This is a genomic window from Paenibacillus allorhizoplanae, from assembly GCF_927798215.1.
Taxonomy (GTDB): domain Bacteria; phylum Bacillota; class Bacilli; order Paenibacillales; family NBRC-103111; genus Paenibacillus_E; species Paenibacillus_E allorhizoplanae.
In genome coordinates, this window is sequence record NZ_CAKMMW010000050.1 from 1 (window position 1) to 14402 (window position 14402).

The 14402-nt window shown below is 39.3% G+C and carries 14 protein-coding genes; 2 read left to right on the forward strand and 12 right to left on the reverse strand.

The features are described from left to right. Window positions 1-144: 144 nt before the first annotated feature. From L6I86_RS34995 to L6I86_RS35025, 7 genes are all read right to left on the reverse strand, one after another. Window positions 145-375, reverse strand: a complete 231-nt coding sequence (locus L6I86_RS34995) for a hypothetical protein (RefSeq protein ID WP_236293495.1) — start codon at window positions 373-375, stop codon at window positions 145-147. A 45-nt stretch (window positions 376-420) separates the two neighbouring features. Next, on the reverse strand, window positions 421-603 hold the full coding sequence (locus L6I86_RS35000; RefSeq protein WP_236293497.1) for a hypothetical protein: 183 nt from the start codon (window positions 601-603) through the stop codon (window positions 421-423). A gap of 256 nt (window positions 604-859) precedes the next feature. After that, window positions 860-1555 (reverse strand): VanW family protein, encoded by a 696-nt coding sequence (locus tag L6I86_RS35005; RefSeq protein ID WP_236293499.1) that lies wholly within the window; start codon window positions 1553-1555, stop codon window positions 860-862. Window positions 1556-1938: 383 nt separating this feature from the next. Continuing rightward, window positions 1939-2451, reverse strand: coding sequence for a hypothetical protein (locus tag L6I86_RS35010; protein WP_236293501.1), 513 nt, complete (start codon window positions 2449-2451; stop codon window positions 1939-1941). Window positions 2452-3379: 928 nt separating this feature from the next. Then, entirely contained in the window at window positions 3380-4057 is a 678-nt protein-coding gene (locus tag L6I86_RS35015) for a hypothetical protein (protein ID WP_236293502.1), read from the reverse strand. A 203-nt stretch (window positions 4058-4260) separates the two neighbouring features. Beyond that, window positions 4261-4989 (reverse strand): GNAT family N-acetyltransferase, encoded by a 729-nt coding sequence (locus L6I86_RS35020; protein ID WP_236293503.1) that lies wholly within the window; start codon window positions 4987-4989, stop codon window positions 4261-4263. A gap of 270 nt (window positions 4990-5259) precedes the next feature. Further along, on the reverse strand, window positions 5260-5706 hold the full coding sequence (locus L6I86_RS35025) for an ASCH domain-containing protein (RefSeq protein ID WP_236293504.1): 447 nt from the start codon (window positions 5704-5706) through the stop codon (window positions 5260-5262). A 596-nt stretch (window positions 5707-6302) separates the two neighbouring features. Here L6I86_RS35025 and L6I86_RS35030 point away from each other — a divergent pair. After that, window positions 6303-6644: an alpha/beta hydrolase gene (locus tag L6I86_RS35030; protein ID WP_236293505.1), complete on the forward strand. Its 342-nt coding sequence runs from the start codon at window positions 6303-6305 to the stop codon at window positions 6642-6644. A gap of 399 nt (window positions 6645-7043) precedes the next feature. On the opposite strand, the gene L6I86_RS35035 is transcribed toward L6I86_RS35030, so the two are convergent. Next, window positions 7044-7604, reverse strand: coding sequence for a GNAT family N-acetyltransferase (locus L6I86_RS35035; RefSeq protein ID WP_236293513.1), 561 nt, complete (start codon window positions 7602-7604; stop codon window positions 7044-7046). A 402-nt stretch (window positions 7605-8006) separates the two neighbouring features. Here L6I86_RS35035 and L6I86_RS35040 point away from each other — a divergent pair, with 402 nt between their 5' ends. After that, window positions 8007-10274, forward strand: a complete 2268-nt coding sequence (locus L6I86_RS35040) for a PAS domain S-box protein (protein ID WP_236293506.1) — start codon at window positions 8007-8009, stop codon at window positions 10272-10274. A gap of 187 nt (window positions 10275-10461) precedes the next feature. Here L6I86_RS35040 and L6I86_RS35045 read toward each other — a convergent pair whose 3' ends face one another. From L6I86_RS35045 to L6I86_RS35060, 4 genes are all read right to left on the reverse strand, one after another. Further along, window positions 10462-10830: a hypothetical protein gene (locus L6I86_RS35045; RefSeq protein ID WP_236293507.1), complete on the reverse strand. Its 369-nt coding sequence runs from the start codon at window positions 10828-10830 to the stop codon at window positions 10462-10464. Between the two features lie 183 nt (window positions 10831-11013). Next, the gene (locus L6I86_RS35050) at window positions 11014-11259 is read right to left on the reverse strand and encodes a hypothetical protein (RefSeq protein WP_236293508.1); all 246 of its coding nucleotides are present in this window, start codon (window positions 11257-11259) and stop codon (window positions 11014-11016) included. 278 nt (window positions 11260-11537) lie between these two features. Continuing rightward, window positions 11538-12821 carry a DUF1963 domain-containing protein gene (locus L6I86_RS35055; RefSeq protein WP_236293510.1) on the reverse strand — a complete coding sequence of 428 codons (1284 nt, stop codon included), beginning with the start codon at window positions 12819-12821 and terminating at the stop codon, window positions 11538-11540. A 315-nt stretch (window positions 12822-13136) separates the two neighbouring features. Further along, entirely contained in the window at window positions 13137-14051 is a 915-nt protein-coding gene (locus L6I86_RS35060) for a phosphotransferase (protein WP_236293511.1), read from the reverse strand. Between the last annotated feature and the right edge of the window lie 351 nt (window positions 14052-14402).

Here is a 14402-nt window from a genome sequence, read left to right on the forward strand (position 1 = left end):
TATAGATTACCATATATTGAAAATATGCTGCCGTTTACTTCAATAGGAACAGGGAGCAGCTACCGCGGAGATCTGCTCCCTGGTTATTGCGCTAACGTTATCCGTTAGTGCAATGATGTATTTAATCAATTAACAGATGTTATGTTATTGTTTTCTTATTTTGAGAAGTGAAAAAACTGATAAGACAAGTCCAATAATCAAAAACCATTTCCATCCTTCGTAAGAAATCATTAGTGCAAGTTCCCCTGTGTTTGATGGTCCTGAATTGGGTCCATCGCTGTATGGATAAGCAAAGACAGATGGTAATGTTCCAATAACAATCAGAGCCGTTCCAATTATAAAAAAGAAAAAGTATGAAAATCTTCTAATAGCCATCCCTTTACCCTCCCTTTTCACTATTAACTATCGTTTCTCGTTAGCTTAAAAAGTGTCAACAATACCCGCGATAATAGCCACAATTCCAACGCCTACAAGAAGGTATCCGTTCTGTCTGTAATCTTTCATTGCTTTTTCTCCTTTACTTTCCATCCTTTTTCCAAATAACATACCTAATGCCAAACGTAAAGAAAGAGCTAGGAAACCAAAAGCAAAGAATAGAGACATCTTATTCCTCCTATTCAAATTTGTTGGCAACAAATAATCTATCCGTGATTATCCATTTAATAGTAAGTGTCATCAATATTACGCCTCTAACAGTAGGAAGGTTCCTTAATTTTGCACTTTACTTCAATTAAATAGGGATCGTCAAGACTGCGTGGCAGCCGACGATCCCTATTTAATTAAAGTTCTCCGTTAGAAACATGCTTCAGTTTCAAAAAAATATAAACCAGTCTCGAATGTACACAACTCCGAACTCCGATTAATTGGTTGCTCGTTCCTTATGTATGTCGTCCAGGAGCTCATACCTGACCTCGGAATAGTTATTTATCAGTAGCTCTTGCTTAATTTCATTCCCGGTCTTTTTGTCAATGACACTTCTCCAAATCTCATTTTGCCGATAGTTTTTCCCTTCAGCTTTCAGAAAGGTATGATTCTTTTCAAATACATGATAGGAATAAGACCATTCTTCTTCAATATGTACGGATCCTTTGAGATGCTCGTCAGTCAGCCAAACCTTGAACTGGATCACTTGATCGGTCTGGTTGTGAAACCGGAGATCGATATAATTGTAAAAAACACTCGCCCCACTGCCAAACGGCAATGCGCGCTGATCGTCAGGAAAAGGGTCGAAGCTATGGTGGTGTCTTTCCCGTATTGTAAGCGGGGTATGAAGAGCGAGCCAGAACAAGAGATTGGCCAACTGGCAAATACCGCCTCCGACACCGGTTTTGACTTCGCCATGCGACAGGAGAAGGCCTTCAATGTATCCTTTTTCCGCAGTAGTTTTACCGACTAGCTTCCAAAATGAGAAGGTCTCACCCGGCTGGATGATAATTCCGTCTACATGCCGAATGCTTTGCCGTAAATTCGTAATTTTATTTTCCTGAAGAATAGGATCGCTAGAGCCCAATTTTCTGCGAAGTAGGGATTGATGCTTTTTACAGGTATACGGCATCGTTTCTTCTTCGATCCTTACTTTTGCAAACCTAGTGAAAGAAAAAGTATTTTGAAGATGCCGCTTTAAAACGAGCTGGGTAACACGCGCTTTGTACAAAAAAGGGAAATGTTTAAGGAGTTTTTGTCTCAAAAGGGGCGCACCATTTCTCCGGCCAACCCGGCCAGCTTGTTAATATTGTAGTAAATTCACTAACATCATGATTTCGAAATTCTCCTGTTTATATATTCATCATGTAATAATAAATTTCCTTTTTCTGTAACGGGCACTGCGTTATCCTGCCCTTTAGTTGAGCAAAGGCTACCGATCATGCTGGTAGCCTCATCTTGGTTCTATATGTAACTCTCGTTCTGCGTTAGTTTAACGACGTACTGAACTGAACATCAGTCTTCCAAATTGTACTCATCAAGGTCTTTTGCGTCTTTAAAAAAATCCATAAAGCTTTTAACTAAGGATTGGTCTTTACTTATCATGAGAGTAAGTCCAGAATCCCAACAGACAATTTCTACTTCAGCTTTTGGATGTTGAACTGTGGCTCCTGGTTTCCAAAACCCTGGGTTACCATCAGCAAACGGAATAACGCTCAAATTATTAATATCAATCTTCTCCAACTTTCTAAATCCTGAGATTACACCCCAAATAAATTGGATTTTATTCTTGCCAATTAAATTTGTTAATTGCTCACCTGAAATCCAGTATTTATTATCTCTATCCCAAGTCCCTTTATTTACTTGATATTCTCCGAAGTAGTTCAAAAAATCATCTGGTATCCAGTTTAGTTCTAAATCTGTTAATAACCAATTATAATCGTGTTGTCGATTTTGAAGAGCCTCGAATATAGGGCCTAGGTATGTATAGTATTGAATCTGTTTAGAGTCTTTTAATATTGCATTCAAAAACGTTCACCCCTCATTGAATGTAGGATATTTAAATAATTCGCTAGGTGATTAAACTCTCCTGCCCAATGGCTTAATGACAAAAGGAGCAGCTTTCGCGGCTCCTTTTATCGTTTTACACTCGTTACCCGTTAGATTAATAACTGCTATGATTTATTTTTTCTGACTAATTTGAAAATCAATAAAACAATTAAAATAACGATTGCGACTGATATTATTTGGGTAATTGCTGTACTTAATTCAAAATGCAATACTATCCCTCATTTCAAACTAACGATAATTAATTTTACCATAAAAAGGAAACGATTTGACTAATTTTCTTGTACTACGTATAACTGCCAGTTAACTGAGAAGGCTGCCGATCAATTATTATCGGCAGCCTTCTTATGTTTAGTCATTGAACTATCGTTCTGCGTTAGCATAATGGCATAGTGTGGTTAAGTGGTGCATGATGACAGCCGTATTCGATTCCAACTATCTTAAAAACAATTCCCAACTGCCCTCTTTATTTAGTTTTATCTGAGATACCTCAGCATAATTAAGAAAAAAATCTTTCCTAAAGTCATGCAAAAATTTCCAGCTAATTCATCAGCACTACCTATTTCAATCCGTATATAGGTCTTTACATCAAATTCAAATCTGATTTTTAAAGTTTCTATTTCTTCTTTCCACCATTCGAAACAGATGATTATGCAAAAGTATAGACCAGAAATTGGCGCCTAAGGCTCGAATACTTTGCGTACTATCGAATGCCTTTTTATTCCTTGCAAAGTTTTCTCTCAAAAAGCAGTAATTTGATTATATCTGAGCAATATTCGAGCTATTAATACAGGAATATTATCTAATTTGCTAAAATGTCCTTCGATTTATTTCGCAGGGCAATTGATCAGTTTATAAAGAACCAATAATCTAACTCAATTACACTAAACTAACCGACAAAAACTTCATCAAAAAATAAACCAGTTAACTTGTTTTCATTATAAAGATTATAAAACTTTTCAGTACAAAAAATACGTGAAGGATAGATGTCTACTTTAAATAAATCTGAACCGTCCCAACCTTCAAGGTCAAGATACTTTGCTCGCCCTGAATCAATAGGATTATCGCCCGTAGTTCTAATATGAATAGAACCACATTCAGTACAAACATCCGTAATTAACTCCGATTTATTTAAATCAAGTTTTGCTTTACCTTTAACAAAAAGATGATAGTATTCAATTGGTGAATCTGAAATTCTTTTTAGCTCTGCTGAAGTGTAGTTATCATTTCTAAGACGTTTCTTTTCTAGATCTGTTAAATCTGTAGATGCTTTAATAACTACATTCTTCAAAAGAAAATTGGTCATGTTATTCTTAATGAGCAATTCTTTTACTTTAGTATTAATAAAAGTGCTAAATATCTCATAACTTAAAAAATCAGGGAAGTTGCTATTTGAAAGTGCAATTTTTATGTTATGATCTGATTCATTCGTAAAAATCAATTCTTTCGTCCAATCTTCACCGCATGATGAACAATTAATTTGTTGGATAGGGTATTCACCAATGCTCATTCCAATAGCATATTTTTTAGTTCGGCCTAGATCAGCGGATAAATAATAAAATCTCAAGGTTCTTCCCCCAACTATTTTTCTTTCATTTGTTTTGACAAAATTATGTATTTACATAGAGAGTAGTTAGCATTTTAATATTAACACATATTGGAAGTATACTGCCCGTTACTTTAATGGAATCAAAAAAGAGCTGCACAATGCAGCTCCTGAGCTATATCCTAGCCACTTAAATTAATTACCGACTAAAAACAATCCAAAAATTACTCAAGAATCCTTATGGCCAAAGTACAAGCTAATTCTTCATATCCCAGCGATTTAGCAATAGCTACTGACGAACTATTGGATATTAAAGTTTGATAGTGCATCGTGAAACCATCTTCTAACCCTTTCCTAGTTAAAGCACTTACAACTGCTTTGGCGTGTCCTTCACCTCGATAATCTGGGTGACTTAAAATACCTACGCTCAGAAAACCAGATTCCTCTACTCTCCAAGAACCTGCTGCTACAATTCTTTCATCCGATATTCTTGCAAGTATTGGTTGTCTATTGATTTCAATGGAGCTATGCTCCCACTCTGTTTCAGAGCAAGATTTACGTAAATCATTAAGTAGTGATAGCTGATTTGAAGTTACAAGTTCTACAACTTCAAGGGAAGATGCTTCAAGAAATGAAGCCATATCAATGTATCCCTGAAATGCAGGACCAATAACCTTGTATTTACCTATATCAATTGACTTCACAAGAAAATTCGAATCAAAAGTTTCCATTGGATATCTACCACTGATGGCCCTTTTTATATAAGAGGTATACTTTGTGGGGGACGATATAATGCTTGTCGTTCCATTAAAAAAGCAATAAATACCATTATATCCTTTCAAAGACTTGGAGTGTTCACGAACTATGACGTTCGGAATAGCCATTGATGAAATATCACAATCAAATCGCTCCGCCCAATCCTTATATACTTTAAATCTAGTTTCTTCATCCAACTAACACACCCCCCCAACTGCTATTTACCCCACACTTCTTCCTTTCAACCTATACTTTAACATAAGGAAACGTCCCCCTAATTGTATTATTTATATATACTCAATGAAGTGTTCATGATTGCACATTTAAACAAACCTGCCCGATAGTTGAGCGGTTCGCATAGAAACGAAAACAGGCGATGTATTGGTTCCATCGCCACGCTATCGTTCTTCCATTAGTTTAACAATAACAAAAATTAGCAGACCTACATTTTTAAATCATTCCGATTTTTACTTCTTAACATCAATCACTTTAAATCGTTCACAAACAAGTATCATATCTTCGGAAAATTCACGCCCAATTTCACTTAAAGCATTTTTAAAAAACTTTTCATGAACTGCTTTCCAATATCGTAATGTTCGGTCCCCTTCCCCTTCTGCAAATGCAAACTCCTTCGTAACTTTATTCATTGGTTGCAACGTTACTTCCGTCGTTTTGATTATAGCAACAGGATTTTCATGACTATTTAAGATGATCGAATAATTGTTTATAGTTGGAATAGGCTCATTTTCCAATTCATAAAAAATATGACCGGAACAAGTAGCTGTTTTTACACCATCAGTCACTAACTGAGCAAGATAGTCTGGATTGTCTCCGAACATCCATGCACTAACTGATTGAGGCTTTTCGCCTTCTTTCCAATAATCGTCCCAGTAGGCTTGTGTAACTTGATTCATTTCTGTATTCAACTCATTCCTAAGTAATCTAGTTCTTTTGCATCATATTTAAACAGAAGTTTTCAAGTTTTTTCGTTCGGCAACAATGGCACTTACACTTTCTTCAAGAAGAGTTTGATGAACCTGAAAAGGAAAATTACTTTTAATCAAATAATAAAGCAGACGATTAATTACCTCTAAGAATATCGGATAATCTTTATCTGAATTCTCACCACAGTACATACGATAGAACTGTTCACTGTTTTGTCTATTGTAATTAGTGAATAATATGGCGGATCTAGCGACCTCAACTAACGGATCAGCTATTGTTGCAAAGTCGAAATCAATGAAATTAGGACCGTTAGCGGTTTAAATTCCGCAATAAAGATTGTCGAGTTTTCTTCATGCTGTATAGCCTCAATTCATTTCAATTGTTGCTCAGGTGTGAGTCTTTCTTTCATTAGCTCCAAAAAGCATGAAATCAGATTCCTTTTCAACCTGTTTAATAAGAACAACAAAACTAGAAGCATCATCGCTGGTAATTTCTCTGATGACCATTTATTTTTCCCCAATCTTAATTAATATTACCATGATTTACAGTCCCATCATTTACCTTAATGGATACCATTTTAAGGTTTTCGAATCTGTTATATTTTCCTGAGCAAAGCGGTATTCATAAACCACTCAAACAAATGGCTGGCGACACGGATGCTCAAAGACAACGCAATAACCCAACATGGCTTGCCTTAAATGAGAAGCAGAAAAAGCTGGATATGTACATCGATATCGGGGATGAGGATACCTATAAAGGCGGCGCACTGCGTTTTGATGCAATTATGAAGGAAAAAAATCAAAAAAGATATCAATTTCACTTTATTCCCGGTGGCAAGCACGATGCAGCTTATTGGTCTAGTCAAGCGGAAAATTACTTGCTTTTCTACGCAGGCAATAAAAAATAACATAACACAACGCTATTAGAATATTTTCGGTGTCACAAAGCCATTGATTTAATATTTGAGAATAGAGCGGTAAGAATAAACTCTTGAAGATTTTTGATTGGATACATGTGTTTATCACCATCCCGTTACAGGATTTTTATGACACACATTATCCCTTTCCATAGATACGAAAGCGTTTTTATCTATCTATTTATCATATCTATTAACAACATTTAGGTAAAGAGGTGTTTTCTGTGAAAAACGCGCTCAGAATCGTAGCAGTGTCTGTCTCCATCGCTATCAAGAATGGTGCATAGTCTTATTTCAGATTACTAAAATCTGCCCATAAGTTGAGAAAAGGCAACCCGATCTAATATGGTCGGCTGCCTTCTCTTGTTGTTGTTGAACTATCGTTCACCGTTAGATTAATGAACCTTTTAGACGTTTTTCTACCATATCCCATTCTGTATCAAGAATGCTAAAAATAACTTGATTACCATTATCCCCATCGTCCCAGACGAACATGTTTCTAAGTTCTCCTTCTTTCACAGCGCCAAGTCTTTCAACGGCTCTTATTGACCTTTTGTTCCTTGCATGAATTTTAAACTGAACTCTCCTTAGTTTCATTTCTTCAAAGCAATACTTTAATAACAGGTATTTAGTTTCAGGATTTATACCTGTTCTCCAAACACTCGGAGTTAACCAAGTCCATCCAATTTCTGCACTTCGATGAGAAATTGAAATATCTCCAATTCTTGTAGTACCCAAAATCTCATTAGTTTCCAAGTCAATTAATGTGAAGGGTAATTCCTTTCCTTGTTCTTTTCCTTTTAACGCCTTTTCAACGATTTTATCCATGTCCTCATACTTTCTTACTTTCGTTAATAAAAATTCCCATACTTGAGAATGTGACAAAGCATTGTACAAGGCTTCTGTATGGTCACGTTCAAGTTGAACTAATTTTACCTTTTCCCCCTGCATCACGGTTAAATCCCCCCTAATGAAACAAACACTTTATGGAATAATTCCATATTATGTTGCGCAATCCTGCCCAATACTTCTAAGGTACGTAACTTTCCACTACGCTCTACTGCCCGTTAGGTGAGCGAAAGGCTGCCGATCGTGCCGGCAGCCTCCCATCACTGGTTATTGAACAAACGTTACCCGTTAGTCTCTCTGTTTTAGTTAATATTCCTTCATCATCTATTTCCATCTTATAGATATCTGGTTTTGAAGTGTTTAACAAAAAGTCCAAATCAAACTGAGGATCGAAATGACTATTTCATTTACCGTCATTTATACTATAATTACAACTGAGCAGTATCTAAATTTTATTAATATTAGGTGTAATTACACGGGCATCTTAGACTTACTGGAGGAAACATGTCAATAAAAGTGAAGCTTACGTTCTGGATTTCTATATTAGTCGCTTTAATTCTCCTTCTTAATATGTCTATTTATTACATCAGCTCGAAGGAGGGCTTGAAGAAAGCCGCCGAACAGCAAATGATTACAATGGCGGAACAGATTAGCACAACGGTTGAAGTGTCACAGCAGGCACGTCAACATATCGAGGATACGATTGGTGAAAGGCTCCGTTCTGTTGCTATTGCCGCTCAACAAGAGTTGGATCCCGACATTGAAAACGTAACGAATGAGCAACTCGCCAAGCTTAGCGCCAAACTTGGCGTTGATCATATCACTCTTTGGAAAAGATTAGATAATGACATTGTGGCTTTGCGTTCAAGCGATCCGAAAGAAATTAATCTTAGTTCCAAAACATGGGACTACTGGTATGTGGCATTTAATCAGCTTTTTGATTACCACCAGGTCACTATCCCACAAGGCCAAAAACTCAATAATTACTGGTCTGGCCCTATTAATTATGCGACATCCGAACCTTCTATCGTTAATAAGTGGGGCAATTACTACGATGGTACAACGAACTATATGATAAATCCTTATGTCAATGCAGCAAACATCCTGGAATTCCAGAAAACTACGGGGACAGATGCCGTCATTACTAAGATGCTATTGAAAAACAACAATATCCTAGAAGTTACTGGAATTGATCCTCAGTTTTTTGGGAAGAAGCCGATTATAAAAATAAAAAAAGGGCAGCCTGTATTTAATTTGGATGTACGGGATATTATTTTTGGAACCTATAATTATGCAGACGAATTGAACGAAGTCACCCGTATTCAAGATGTGCTTGAAACTAGAAAGACGATAACGACTGACATTCGGATCATGAATGAGTCTGCCATACAGAGTCTTATACCCGTTATGAACACGGCTAAGCCATATGTCATTCGCATAATTTTCAAAGCAACAACGCTCGAAGACATGCTACGAAAACAGCTTATTGAACTCGTTATCATCTCACTGAGTCTCTTAATACTCACAATGTTTAGCAGTTATCTTTTGTCTAGTTTGCTGATCCGGCCCATTCAACAAATCCTTTCTGTCGTTAACCAAGTCGCACAAGGAAAGTTTGAAGGTATCATAAATTACAAAGGCAAAGATGAGCTCGGTCATCTTGCCTTCCAAGTGAATTTGATGACAAGCAACTTAAACAACTACACAAGGCAGCTTCATGATGTTGCCGATGAACTTCGTCATACCAAAGGCTATCTGGAGTCTTTTGTCAATCACACCTCTGATGCTATTCATGTAACAGATCTGGCAGGTAATGTTACGCAGTTAAATCAGGCGTACGAGCGTATCTTTGGTTGGGCGCCTGAGGAACTGCTTGGTAAAAAACTATCTAACATTCCACCAGAATGCCTTAGTGAATACGAAGAATTGATTGCGCGCATACTTCGAAACGAGCCGGTAGCGGATTATGAAACCATTCGCTATACGAAGGATGGCCGTATTATCGATGTCAGTATCACGATTTCCACCATTTGGGACGAAAATGGGCAGATTGTGGCGATTGCTTCAATCACGAGAAACATTACGGCACGCAAAGAAGCAGAGGATGTACTTCGGAGATCGGAGAAGTTGTCTGTCATCGGACAGCTGGCTGCGGGTGTCGCTCATGAAATACGAAACCCATTGACTACAATAAAAGGCTTTGTCCAACTACAAAAGTCAAAAGTTGCAATTAAGGAAAGCCAACTAGACCTTATGCTCTCTGAATTAGATCGGATTAATTTTATTGTCAGCGAATTTTTAGTGCTAGCCAAGCCGCAGGCCGTGCAATATCAACAGGCAGACATTCGTGATATTTTGATTCATGTAGGCAAACTCCTTGAGTCACAAGCGAGTATGGATAATGTAGAAATTGTAATGCACCTTGATTCAGTTCAGGATCCATACATCCGATGTGATCTTAATCAGTTGAAACAAGTATTTATTAATGTAATGAAAAATGCGATGGAAGCCATGCCAAGCGGCGGAAAAATTAAAGTAGAACTAGACAGCTCGAGTCCGAGCTTCGTCCTCATTCATATCATTGACGAAGGATGTGGTCTATCGGAAGAGGAGCTGAGCCAAGTGGGTGAGCCTTTCTATACGAACAAAGAAAACGGAAACGGCTTAGGCTTGATGGTCACACGCAGGATCATCAATAATCATAAAGGAACATTATCGATTCAAAGTAAACTCGGCGAAGGAACTTGTATAAGTATAATGTTGCCTAAATAAAATGCAGCATAATGACATTTAGATGCTATTCGGTTTTCTTAACACCTGCGCTAGCAACTATGAATAATAAACGAATAAAGGTTGGGCAGATATTACTCCTCTGCTCAACCTTTATTGATTCAATCGCGCAACAAATTTCTTCCGTTAGCTTAGTTCTCTAAGCTTTGAGGTAAGCAAGTCAAGTATCTCAATTACGTCTCAAATCATTAGAGGTATATTCAGAATTGCAGGTAGGACATTTTAGAATATATTTAATTTCATATCTCTCCCCATAAGTATAATCACCATCATCAATCGATCGTGACCAACCTTTGCCTTGATATTCTTTTCCCGAAACTCTTCTTAAAACAGAATTGCAATTTATACAATAATGTTTAATAAGAAAATAATCCTTCGCTTCTTTAAATGTTAGTGTTGTGCTTATTTTGTACCCCGTTGGAAAACCGTATTTAAAAATAAATATTATAGCTAGTATTATACCTATCACAATAAACACTAACCAAAAAACCGACTCATTCATGATTGTCCCCCGTGTGATATTGATTGTTGAGTTCATTTCTCCCAATATACGTATTTGTCCACCATTTCATTCTTACGCTCTACGCCCTTCCATATAATTCTTAAATTAGAACTAAGCTGCTCGTTAACGCAACGGAGGCTGCCGATCATGCTGGCAGCCCCCCATAAGTGTGTTTATTGAACAAACGTTTCCCGTTAGCTGAAAAAGGTCAGCAAAATTTCAATCAATCATTTTGCTTAACTTTTCCTCAATCAACTTTACACAACTTTTAGAACCAATAAAATCCACTAATACAAATCTATTCTCTTTCTTTGCGACATTGCACACAGCTACTTCATGAGTACCAATATAAACGGCGTATAAGTGATAAACATCCTCAATGGATTGCACGTATCCTTTGAATATTTCACTTTTGATTTGCCCGTTGTCAAGAATAGGTTTCAATATTATGTCAGGTTTAGGCATAGGTAATAACCTCATTTCTATCGTTCCTGAAGTATTGAAGTATTCGAGAAATGATTAAATAATCCTGCCATTTAGCTTAACAACAAAAAGAGACCCACAGCAACGGGCTGCGGGTCTAAGTTTATATTTTAAAGGGGGTCGGTTTTTATTATAACCTTTCATGATTAATACCAGATGAAAATAAGATTTCAATCGTGTAACATTTACTCAACTCTCGTTACCCGTTAGCTTAAGCTTTCTTGACTAATGATATGGTGATATACCTCTATTAAATAACTTCACGACTGCTGATAATTTACAGCAGCAATCAGACAAGCCTCACAAAGAAATGTGTAGTATATCCCCTCACTGGCAGCCACTTGTTCCATGTCCAATTGTCCAATAAACATCATTGTATCAGAGCAGCAGGGGCATGTAGGATATTCAGCATCCTGAATCCAGGCCGGATGACCGCCGATCTGAGAGGTGGGTGCCTCAAGCGTCCATTCGGCCCCTTCGTAGGTTCCCATCAGTCGCTCCGATAGTTGCAGGGCACGCAATGTGAATTCTTCATTCGGCTCCGTTTCTGGTAAGAAATCAGGAACGGTATTATATTCACTCCACGAATAACCACCATCCAGATCCACTTTCATAAACACGGTACCATAACAGTTACAGTGCATGCAGGCCGCAATCCTTAACTGCTGGCCGGAAAGCTTCATAAACCCAACTAAAGGATCCTTCAAATTGTAATCAAACAAAACCATCAGTTTACCATCACACCAAGGACACACTTGGTCATGCGTCTTGAGGACCATTACCGCCGACTGAGCTGGCTCCGCTCCCCCTATTCCCTCCCCACATATAATAAATTGATAGCTCTCGGGGTGGAAAAGCAGCCGCTTCCGACCGTCGTGATCCAATTCCCAACCAGCTTCAAGAGTATAGTTCTCTGGTGGCACATATAACTCAGATGCCCAACGAGGCGGATTTTGCCTCCATTTCGCGAACAGCCGAATGACCTCTTCATCGCCAATCCAGGCCAATGCAAGCAACAGATGATTTCGGTTAGCCGAATCGTTATCTACCCGATGAATCAGATCATCGCGGATAGCCGACCCCGCATCCTTGTAGAGGATGCTAGGATAATACTTTCCTTTCTGGAGGAAGGCTTCTAATCCCCTCTCGATCCGGGCATTTGTAAAACACACCAGTGACAGCAGAATGGTTTCGGCTTGGTCTAGATCTTCACGATCAATCAACGTGATCGCGTAGATCTCCATTATCTCCAACTCAGCTTCAGTCAGTTGATGATACAGCTCCTGTGCGCTTTTATGATATGGTAGGTCATTCTCAAGCGGGTTGTATTTCCTCGGTGCATGCATCATTTTAAGAATCTCGACCGGATCCATTTTACCTGCATACCGATCAACATCTTTCCGATTTTGTAAAATATATGCCTTCTCCTCCAACGCGAGTTTCTTCTGATGGCATGGCATACAGATCCCACCCGTCTTTAAAGCAGTTGTTGGAAGAATGGTTGCCGCGCAGCCGGGGGTTTGACAGGGCAGGCGTTCAGTCATCGTATCCCTCCCATTGTAAATAAAGTTCTCTTATATCTTGAACAGTAGATCTTTCCGGAAATTTACCCGAACAAACAATATGGAGTCTACATAATATTTCGGTCTCTGATTCGCACTATCCTGCGCGTTACTTTAATAAAAAAAAGAAGGGCTGCTCCGAAGCAGGCCCCTCAACTATCGTTATCCGTTAACGCAACGACTTACTCTGTTGAATTTCGTGTTCCTCAACATAAATCGGCATCAGAGAAGGCGAATCGTACCTTATCGCGGCCTTTAAACGACAAAATGGTGCCGATAGCCATAGCCCCATAGCTGCTAATCTGACAGTGCTCGCATGATGTTGGATTTCGCCTCTGCCGCAATCGCTTCATTCCCGTCATCGACCGCTTGCATCAAGATCAGTACGGGGATGTATACCGCGATCAGCCGCGCCAGCAGCTTCGTTTCCTCGTCCGCTCCTCCGTAAGTTTCGAAAAACACGCCGCGAGCGTAAGATGGTAAAAAGCTGTAAGCAACGCTCAAATCGCAAGCCGGATGGCCAACGCTCAGATCGCCCCAATCAATGATGCCGGAAACGATCCCGTTCTCATTCACAAGCATATTTTTGAAATGAAGATCGCCATGTAGCAGTGCATTCACCGCCTCGACACGGTCCGTTTGCAGCCTACTAATATACGCTTCGATCACACCGGACTCCTCCGGCGACAAGTGTTCAACCACCTTCGATAGAAAGCCCTCCAATTTCACTTTGCGCGATGCTATGTCCGTCAAGCTTCGATGATCTTGCTGAACTCCGCACTTCAGCGCCGCCTGCACTGGAAACTCATGCAATCTCCGCAAAAATTTCGCCAGCGTCTCTGCCGATAAAGCCCGGCGTTCTTCCGTCAAACCGATGGGGAAATCTCCTGGCACGTAGGCATAGCCAAGAAATGGTGCCGGGTATTCGTCACTTGCTTCGCCATAAAACAACGGTTTCGGATAGGGGATGGTCATATATGCCTCCAGCTTCGGCAGCAGCTTCCCTTCCATACGAATCGAGCCAACTGCAATCGTTCTTCTTGGAAACCGGAACACGTACTCGTCACCGATGAGAAAAACCGTATTGTCCCAGCCCCAGCCCAATCGCTTCACTTGCTTCGATGACAGCTGAGGGAATTGTTTGCCGATCAGCGTCCGCGCCTGCTCTTCGTTAACCTCCCACTCCGCATCCCATACATTCGTTCCTCCCATGAAATGTCTGCCTCCTCGTTCCTTACTTTATTTAGACGTTTACATTCCCTGGAAGTTACGCATAACTGCCGTTAGCGGGGAAAATAAAAACGGCTGCCGAAGCAACCGCTATTGCACTCCCTCGGTTCGATTAAGTTTTCTCACGTATACTCGCTTATTCGTAGGATTTCATCCTTGTTAAAAAACAGGAGGTTTGGAATAAAGTCACCGTAATAGACCTTGGCAACATGAAGGCGCACTGAAACAGAGGGTGAGGTTTTCACCCCATATATTTCCATATGCTGCACGCATTCTCCACGCCGCCCCTGGAGGTTTTCACTCCCATGTCTCAACGGGTCATCGCCCTCTCAT